We start from the raw sequence: 7,806 nt of genomic DNA, 5'->3' as shown, positions 1-7,806 counted from the left end.
TTTGAAACTGCCAGGGCAGTTCAAAGCTGCCCCACCGGAACGCTCAAAAACGAAAAAAGCCTCTCGAATAGTCGAAAGGCTTTAGTCTGAAAAAATGGTGCCAAAGGGCAGATTTGAACTGCCGACCAAAGGCTTATGAGTCCTCTGCTCTACCACTGAGCTACTCTGGCTTAAAGTGAAAGAGGGTAGAAAACGCCCTGCACAAGTCAAGTCAAGCGCTCAATTTGCAGTTTTTTAAATAAAGCACGAATTTTGCCCCCCGAACCAAGGCTAGAGCACTTGCCCCAGTAGGGAGAATGGGAACATCGTAGCCTCGATCCTCTGGATCGGGGAGCGTCGCACGCAGAGGAGAGTCTGAATCTGGAGAGCGGGCGTCCCGCCCGATTGAAGTTTCAAGTAAGCTCCCCAAGTAGCGGGTTGCTTTAGCCCCCGACAGCATATGCGCGGCCACCCGCAAGGTAAAAAAATGTACAGTTCACATTGCCCCCCTTGAGCATCTACTTTATGAACACGCTGAGCCAATGAAACACAAGATTCACATCACTAGCGGCGACTGCGCCGGTCAATTACTTCAAGAAGCCAAGCTATCCGGCGAGATCTTAGTCTGGCACGACATTCTCTACGACGGCCCCCGCAATCCAGGCTGGCCGAGTGAGGCGACTTTACAAGCACGCGCCATTTTCCTCGAGCAAAGCACCGGCGGCGGCCTGGACCAGGCATACGTGCTGGAAACACTCCAAGAGCAATACCGCAAACTGAGTGAAATGCCCGCCGACACACAGATTGTGCTGTGGTTCGATGCCTGCCTATTCGATCAGTCCATGCTGTGCCACATTCTCACTTGCCTACAACATTTGAAGCGCTCGCAAGTCGAGCTCATTTGCATCGACGCCCATCCCCGAATCGAGCGCTACAATGGCCTCGGCCAACTACAGCCCAGCGAGCTGACCGCCAGCTACCCCACACGACAGCCCGTCAGCCCCGAACAATTCGAATTTGCCTGCCAAGTCGACCGCGCCTTTGCCGAGCAAGACCTCGCCGCATTCCAAGCGCTAGCCGCTCAATCACAAGCCCCCATCCAATGGATTCCCGCGGCAGTCACGCGCTGGCTACAAGAACACAGCTACGCCGACAGCGAGTTCGGACGACTCGAATACCACACCCTGGCCGCCCTTCGCGCCGGCCATCACAGTCCCGCCGAAATCTTCACCGCCGTCGCGCAGGCCGATACGCCCCCACAATACTGGGGCGACAGCACACTCTGGGCAAAGATCAACGGCCTAGCCGATCGCACACCACCCCAGGTTCGCATCCAAGGCCCCAGCCCCCGGCTCCCACAATGGCAAAGCGAGCATCCACTCGCACAGTATCGCGTCTATCTGGCGGATTGAACGAGAGGAAAATTTATAGAGGTAATGCACGCGCCTCCCTACTAGTCCTCACCCCAGCTTCATTTCGCCAACGCAACGTTTTCACTATCCCCGAAGACGTAGTGCGCTTGAGGCGCGGCCGTCCCAGAGTCAGCGATGCTCAAAAAATAGCCAAAGCGCACGCACGCGATCAACGTTACCGGCAGCGCATGCGCCAATTAATCGAAATCGGTCGACGCACAAAGAAACTCGAGAGCGAAAAAGCGGAAAGTTGAATGCAGATAGGACGTCCCAACCAAAGTATTTTGTAGGAGCATCATTGATCAGATACTTTGCCTCCCCCCGGTTCAGAGAACCGAAGCCACCACTGCAAGAGAACGTCAAATGACACCCCCTGCAACCGATCCAACGCAACCGCTTAAAAGCGGAACTCCAAACCGCAACAAAAGTCCAGCGCCCTCCCAAGTTCCCACGCCCTCCCAAGTCCAGCGCCCTGCCAAGTCCAACGTCCTTACAAGTCCCAGCGCCGTGTAAGATTCACGCAAATTAACGTAAATTACATGTCACGGCGTAATGAAATGAAGACGGAACGGTTCAAGTCCCAGCGCCGTGTAAGATTCACGCAAACTAACGTAAATTACATGTCACGGCGTAATGAAATGAAGACGGAACGGTTCAAGTCCCAGCGTCGTGTAAGATTCACGCAAATTAACGGTGCATCTTTCAGGCTTTGTCCACAAGCTGTCTCGCTATGATGACACCCACAGTGGCTCCCCTCATTCAGCAACTTCAAACCGCTGGCGAAGCGGCGGGCTTTCAAGTCACCCGCTTCGGGCGGGTCGGCCTGGAAGCACAATGGCCCCTGCTCGGCATGACGCGCCCAGCCCTTGCGCCCGGGCCACGCAGCCAGCACATCTACCTCTCCGCCGGCATCCACGGCGACGAGCCCGCCACTTCCCAGGCGATACTCGAACTACTGCAAAACGACGCCCTGCCCCCCACGCATCACTACTACATTTGCCCCCTGTTAAACCCCGCCGGACTGGCCAACGGCACCCGCGAGAACCCCGACGGCATCGACCTCAACCGCGACTACCGCGACTTCGTTTCCCAGGAAACCCGGCAACACGCCGCATGGATACAGGCCCACATCCCACAACTCGACTGCGCCCTCCACCTGCACGAAGACTGGGAGAGCCAAGGCTTCTATCTCTACGAAATCCAGCTACCGCTCCACAGCAGCCATCCCCAAGCCGGCAAGCCACAGTGCAGCCTCGCCCAGCGCATCTTAGCCGCCACCGAAAAACACCTGCCCACCGAAACCGCGACCGAGATCGACGGCTTCCCGGCCCAGGACGGAATCATACGCATCGAAGTCGAGCTGCAACTCGAAGCCGGCCAGCCCGAAGCCCTCTGCCTGCAAGCCAGCTTCGGCGGCAGCAACTACACCCTCGAAACCCCATCCGCCATGGAGTTTCGCAAACGGGTCGACACACTCAAAGCCGCCGTGCTGGCAGCCATCCAAACCGAGCCGCAGAAAAACGTAGTCACAAGGACCAAAAAACATGGGAACGTCCAACATCCAACGTCGAACGTCCAATGTTGAATACCTTGCGGCCGCAGACACGAAAACAAATCTCGCCTCAATAATAACCATTCAAAATTGGATGTTGAACGTTGGATGTTCGACGTTCTCCCCCCCTGCAGTCGTTATCGCATCCAACGACATTAAATAGCCGCTGTATTTTAAGAGCCTTCAGCGTGTAAGGGGGGGGCAAGGGACTTACCCGAATGGGGAGTTAAATGGAGATCGGGCGTCCCGCCCGATTGAAGTTCGAAGTAGGCCCCAAAGTAGCGGGTTGCTTTAGCGCCCGACAGCGCATGCACAGCACCCGCCCACGAAAACCACAAACCAAGGCTGAAGCACTTGGCCACGGTAACCAAGCCCGCCCCGGTAACACCCATTCAAAATTGGACCCATGCTTCGCTCTGCGAGCTTCGCAGGGCAAGCAATTGGACGTTCGATGTTCCCCTGTTCCAAGCGATGCCGTCTTTCGATTCAAAACACAGCGAACCTACCGAATCAACGCGACCACCCTCCGCATACGACAAGCTAGAAGCTTGTCACTACACAGAGCAAAACATAGCGTCCCCGCTTTTTATCACACAACTGCGCCAACAAGCCCGCCCTCTTCAATGATTCAAGTCATCAACACCTTGCTCCCCGTCTTCGTGGTCATCGGACTCGGGCTCTGGCTCGCGCGTCGTGGATGGCTCTCACAGACTTTTATCAGCGAGCTCAACTGGCTCATATTCTGGGTCAGCCTGCCGGCGCTGATCATTCACAGCCTGGTCACCGCCGAGTCCTTGCCGCGCGATGCACTGCCCGCGATCGGCATCTTCACCCTGGCCACCCTCATTTTAATTGTATTGGCCTGGCTGACCAGTCGCTGGCTACAACTCCCCCGCGAGCGAGTCGGCACCTTTGTGCAAAGCGCCTTCCGCGGTAACCTCGCCTTCACCGGGCTGCCCTTCGTGGTCTTCGCCGTCGAAGGCATCCAGCCTGACAAAGTTGGCGCCGCAGTGGCACAAGTCATGTTCATCCTCGCGCCCGCCATGCTACTCTACAACGTGCTAGCCGTGCTCATGCTCACCCTCAGCCAGCAGAGCGTATCCACCTCCATGCTACGCGGCACTCTGGGCAAAGTCATCAGCAACCCACTGATCCTCGCCTCCATCATCGGCGTCGGCCTCTTTGCCCTCCCCTTTGAAATGCCCCGTTTCGCACTCAGCACGCTAGGACTGATCGGCCAGATGGCCGCGCCCGCCTCCCTATTTTGCGTCGGCGGCGCCATGGCCTTCGTCTCGATGGAAGGACGCTACCGCAGCGCCAGCTACGCCAGCGCCCTCAAAGTCATCGTGCTGCCCGCCATCACCGCCCTCCTACTCATTTGGGTCGACGTCGATCCCATCGCACGGCTGGTGCTACTGATACTCAGCGCCTGCCCCACCGCCGTCGCCTCCTACATCATGGCCAAAGCACTCAACGGCGACGAAGCCCTGGCCGCCGGCTCCATCATCCTCAGCACCCTAGCCTGCATCCCCACCGTCGGCCTGATCATCGCCCTCAGCACATAGGGGGGGGGCAAGGAACTTGCCCAGTGAGGAGTGGGAAGTGGAGAGTGGGAAGTTTAATGGAGATCGGGCGTCCCGCACGATGAAGTTTGAAGGGAGAAGTTTGAAGTGAGAAAAATTACTTCCGTGGCGTGTTCCCCGAGGGCAGCTTATCCGCTTGCCAGAGAGCATGCGCTGATCGAACCACGGACGCCCCCAGTAGCGGGGCTCTTTAGACCCCGTTCCCGTTCCGCTCAGCCGTGCCCAGTGCGCAGTTAAATGAAATCTCCCCCGGTTCTGAGAACCGAGGCCACGAAAAGGAACGAACGTCGAACATCGAACGCCCAACTACTTGCCCTGCATAGCCTTTAGGCGAAGCATGGGTCGAACATCGAATGAAGACGCGGTCTTCGACAGGCTCAGAGACTCCATCAAGTGCCCCCCCCTACAATTAACGCAGCACCCCTGCCACATGCGCTCGGATGAGTTATAAACACACTTGCTATAACTCATAATTTGCCGATTATTGAGCTATAAGAACATTCCCTATAACTCATGACATGGAACTGGCAACAGGCTGATTGGCCTCATTTCGACTACGATCCTGCAGCGCTCAAGCCACTCGAGGAGCGCTTCTTGAAACAGGCAGGTGGCTTAATCGCTACCTGCCGACACCTCCCACTGGCGGACCAGACTCGACTAGTCGTTGAAATACTACGCGATGAAGCGCTCAAAACCTCTGAAATCGAAGGCGAATACTTAAACCGTGAAAGTTTACAGTCGTCCATCCGTAAGGAACTCGGCCTACAAAGTGAAGCCATACGCCGCATCCCCGCCGCTGAAAAAGGTGTCGCAGAAATGATGGTGCTGGTTTACAAAAACAGCTTAGAGCCGCTCACCGAAGCAGCCCTCTTTCATTGGCACCGCCGATTACTGAAAGGGCGAGACCTCCCGAATATCGGAGCCTACCGAACGAGTCGCGAGGCAATGCAAATCATCTCAGGCCCCATCCAGAAGCCCAAGGTGCATTTCGAAGCGCCACCAGCCACGCAAGTGCCACAGCAAATGCAGCAATTTTTCGCCTGGTATCAGCAGAGCGGGGATCAATTACCAGCAATCACCCGTTCAGGAATCACACATTTATGGTTGCTAGCAATCCACCCGTTTATCGATGGGAACGGACGTATTGCTCGCGCACTTTCGGAAAAAGCGCTAGCCGAAGCAACCGGTCAAGCCACCCTCATCTCACTTGCGCAAACGATCGAAGCCACGCGAAAAGAGTACTATCACGCCCTCCACGCAACTAATCGCCAGCTGAAGATAGACGAATGGTTGCACTATTTTGCAAATACCATCCTCACTGCCCAAGCCAGTAGCTTGCGCAAATTTGAATGGCTCATCATCAAAGCCAAACACTTCCAGCAACTCGCCGGCCAACTCAACCCTCGCCAGGAAAAAGTCCTGGCACGCCTCTACCGCGAAGGCCCCGACGGATTCAAAGGCGGCCTCAGCGCCGAAAACTACATCGCGCTCACCCACACCTCACGCGCCACAGCAACCCGCGATTTGCAAGACCTAGTCAAGAAAGAAGCCCTCCGCAAAACAGGCACCCTAAAACACACCCGTTACTGGTTGGCGGTAGATCCGTCCAGTAGGGAGTGATCGCGCGATGCGCGCAGTGGAGAGTGGGAAGAGTTAAATGGAGATCGGGCGTCCCGCCCGATGAAAGTTTGAGGTAAGCCCCAAAGTAGCGGGTTGCTTTAGCGCCCGTCAGCGCATGCGCAGCCCACGCACACCGACAAACCAAGGCTGAAGCACTTGGCCACGAAAATGAGATACAATCAATGCCTTGGATAGGCTTTTTTTTACAGAATCATTTAGGACAGAATGATTCTTAGGCTCGGCGCTTATTCACCGCATTGCTTAGGTTAACATGATTCTGTCCTAAATCATTCTGTCTGAATCTGCATCAGGCTACGTCAGCTTGGTAATGATTGTACCTAAAAAATGCCCTCCATGAATACGATCTTCATCGCATCAAACAATAACGCACAAACAATAATCCTAAAATGCAATGGCATTGCCACTTGTGACGCCCGTCTCGTACACGTCTCATAAATTTAACTTCAGGTCTCCGACGAAAGTCGCTGCCTAATACCCGCAGGGTCTTGCCGACAATCCAGTATCGCCTGAATCAGCACAGTCTTCCCAGCTATCGTATAATAAATAGAAAAGGGGAAACGCTTGGATAGCATCCAATAAAACTGTCCAAACTGCTTACGATGTATCCCCGCATACAGCTGCAATGAATCAATGTCGGAATAGAGGCTGTCTAAAAAAAAATGCCCGACCCCCTGCTGCTATCCCTCGTAAAAGTAGAACGCACGAATCAAATCCTGCTCAGCAGGCTCAAGGATCTGCAGTTTCATGAAACCGAATCACGGATACGCACCTTCGCGGATTCCCAGTCTGCAGACTTGATTTCACCCGCATCGTATTGCGCCTGACGCTCCTGCAAAATCAAACCATGCCACGCCGGAGGCTCAAATCCAGAACCCTCAGCGCTTAAGTCCTGCCACAAGCTTTCCATCACTTGTATTTTATCTGAGAGCGACATGTCTTTAAGCGGCAGACTAATTTCCATGCAAAAAAACTACAGACACAGCAGATTAGTTCAAATACTCTTTGAGCCAAATACACAAAAAACTGAACGACACACACCATACGCCCCCCAAAGTAGCGGGTTGCTTTAGCGCCCGTCAGCGCATGCGCAGCCCACGCACACCACGAACCAAGGCTGAAGCACTTGGCGCAGTGAGAAGTGGAGAGTTTAATGGAGGTCGGGCGTCCCGCCCGATTGAAGTTTGAAGTAGGCCCCAAAGTAGCGGGTTGCTTTAGCGCCCGTCAGCGCATGCGCAGCCCCCGCGCCCACCACGAACCAAGGCTGAAGCACTTGGCCAGTGAGAAGTGGAGAGTTTAATGGAGGTCGGGCGTCCCGCCCGATTGAAGTTTGAGGTAGGTCCCAAAGTAGCGGGTTGCTTTAGCGCCCGTCAGCGCATGCGCAGCCCCCGCCCACCACGAACCAAGGCTGAAGCACTTGGCGCAGTGAGAAGTGGAGAGTTTAATGGAGGTCGGGCGTCCCGCCCGATTGAAGTTTGAGGTAGCTCCCAAAGTAGCGGGTTGCTTTAGCGCCCGTCAGCGCATGCGCAGCCCCCACGCACACCACGAACCAAGGCTGAAGCACTTGGCGCAGTGAGAAGTGGAGAGTTTAATGGAGATCGGGCGTCCCGCCCGATTGAAGTTTGAGGTAGCTCCCAAAGTA

The 7,806-nt window shown here is 55.3% G+C and carries 5 protein-coding genes and 1 tRNA gene; 4 read left to right on the top strand and 2 right to left on the bottom strand.

Going from position 1 to position 7,806, the window contains the following annotated elements:
• Nucleotides 1–95: 95 nt before the first annotated feature.
• Nucleotides 96–170, bottom strand: a tRNA-Met gene (locus QEH52_RS18740).
• Nucleotides 171–521: 351 nt separating this feature from the next.
• Between QEH52_RS18740 and QEH52_RS18735 the strand changes: the two genes are divergently transcribed.
• From QEH52_RS18735 to QEH52_RS18720, 4 genes are all read left to right on the top strand, one after another.
• Complete coding sequence (locus QEH52_RS18735; RefSeq protein WP_308952488.1) at nt 522–1,391, top strand: DUF1835 domain-containing protein; 870 nt, start codon at nt 522–524, stop codon at nt 1,389–1,391.
• A gap of 730 nt (nt 1,392–2,121) precedes the next feature.
• On the top strand, nt 2,122–2,976 hold the full coding sequence (locus QEH52_RS18730) for a M14 family metallopeptidase (RefSeq protein ID WP_308952487.1): 855 nt from the start codon (nt 2,122–2,124) through the stop codon (nt 2,974–2,976).
• Nucleotides 2,977–3,566: 590 nt separating this feature from the next.
• Entirely contained in the window at nt 3,567–4,508 is a 942-nt protein-coding gene (locus QEH52_RS18725; RefSeq protein ID WP_308952486.1) for an AEC family transporter, read from the top strand.
• A 531-nt stretch (nt 4,509–5,039) separates the two neighbouring features.
• A complete protein-coding gene (locus tag QEH52_RS18720) occupies nt 5,040–6,146 on the top strand; it encodes a Fic family protein (protein WP_308952485.1) in 1,107 nt (368 codons plus the stop codon).
• A gap of 763 nt (nt 6,147–6,909) precedes the next feature.
• Here the strand turns inward: QEH52_RS18720 and QEH52_RS18715 are convergent.
• Nucleotides 6,910–7,128, bottom strand: coding sequence for an addiction module protein (locus QEH52_RS18715; RefSeq protein ID WP_308952484.1), 219 nt, complete (start codon nt 7,126–7,128; stop codon nt 6,910–6,912).
• Between the last annotated feature and the right edge of the window lie 678 nt (nt 7,129–7,806).

It is taken from the genome of Thalassobacterium maritimum (assembly GCF_031127805.1).
GTDB lineage: Bacteria > Verrucomicrobiota > Verrucomicrobiia > Opitutales > Coraliomargaritaceae > Thalassobacterium > Thalassobacterium maritimum.
Note: the sequence above shows the minus strand (reverse complement) of the source record. Positions and strands in the feature narration are given on the sequence as shown.

Coding starts and splice junctions, on each gene's coding strand:
- QEH52_RS18735 (WP_308952488.1), top strand. CDS start 522: ATGAAACACAAGATTCACATCACTAGCGGCGACTGCGCCGGTCAATTA.
- QEH52_RS18730 (WP_308952487.1), top strand. CDS start 2,122: ATGATGACACCCACAGTGGCTCCCCTCATTCAGCAACTTCAAACCGCT.
- QEH52_RS18725 (WP_308952486.1), top strand. CDS start 3,567: ATGATTCAAGTCATCAACACCTTGCTCCCCGTCTTCGTGGTCATCGGA.
- QEH52_RS18720 (WP_308952485.1), top strand. CDS start 5,040: ATGACATGGAACTGGCAACAGGCTGATTGGCCTCATTTCGACTACGAT.
- QEH52_RS18715 (WP_308952484.1), bottom strand. CDS start 7,128: ATGGAAATTAGTCTGCCGCTTAAAGACATGTCGCTCTCAGATAAAATA.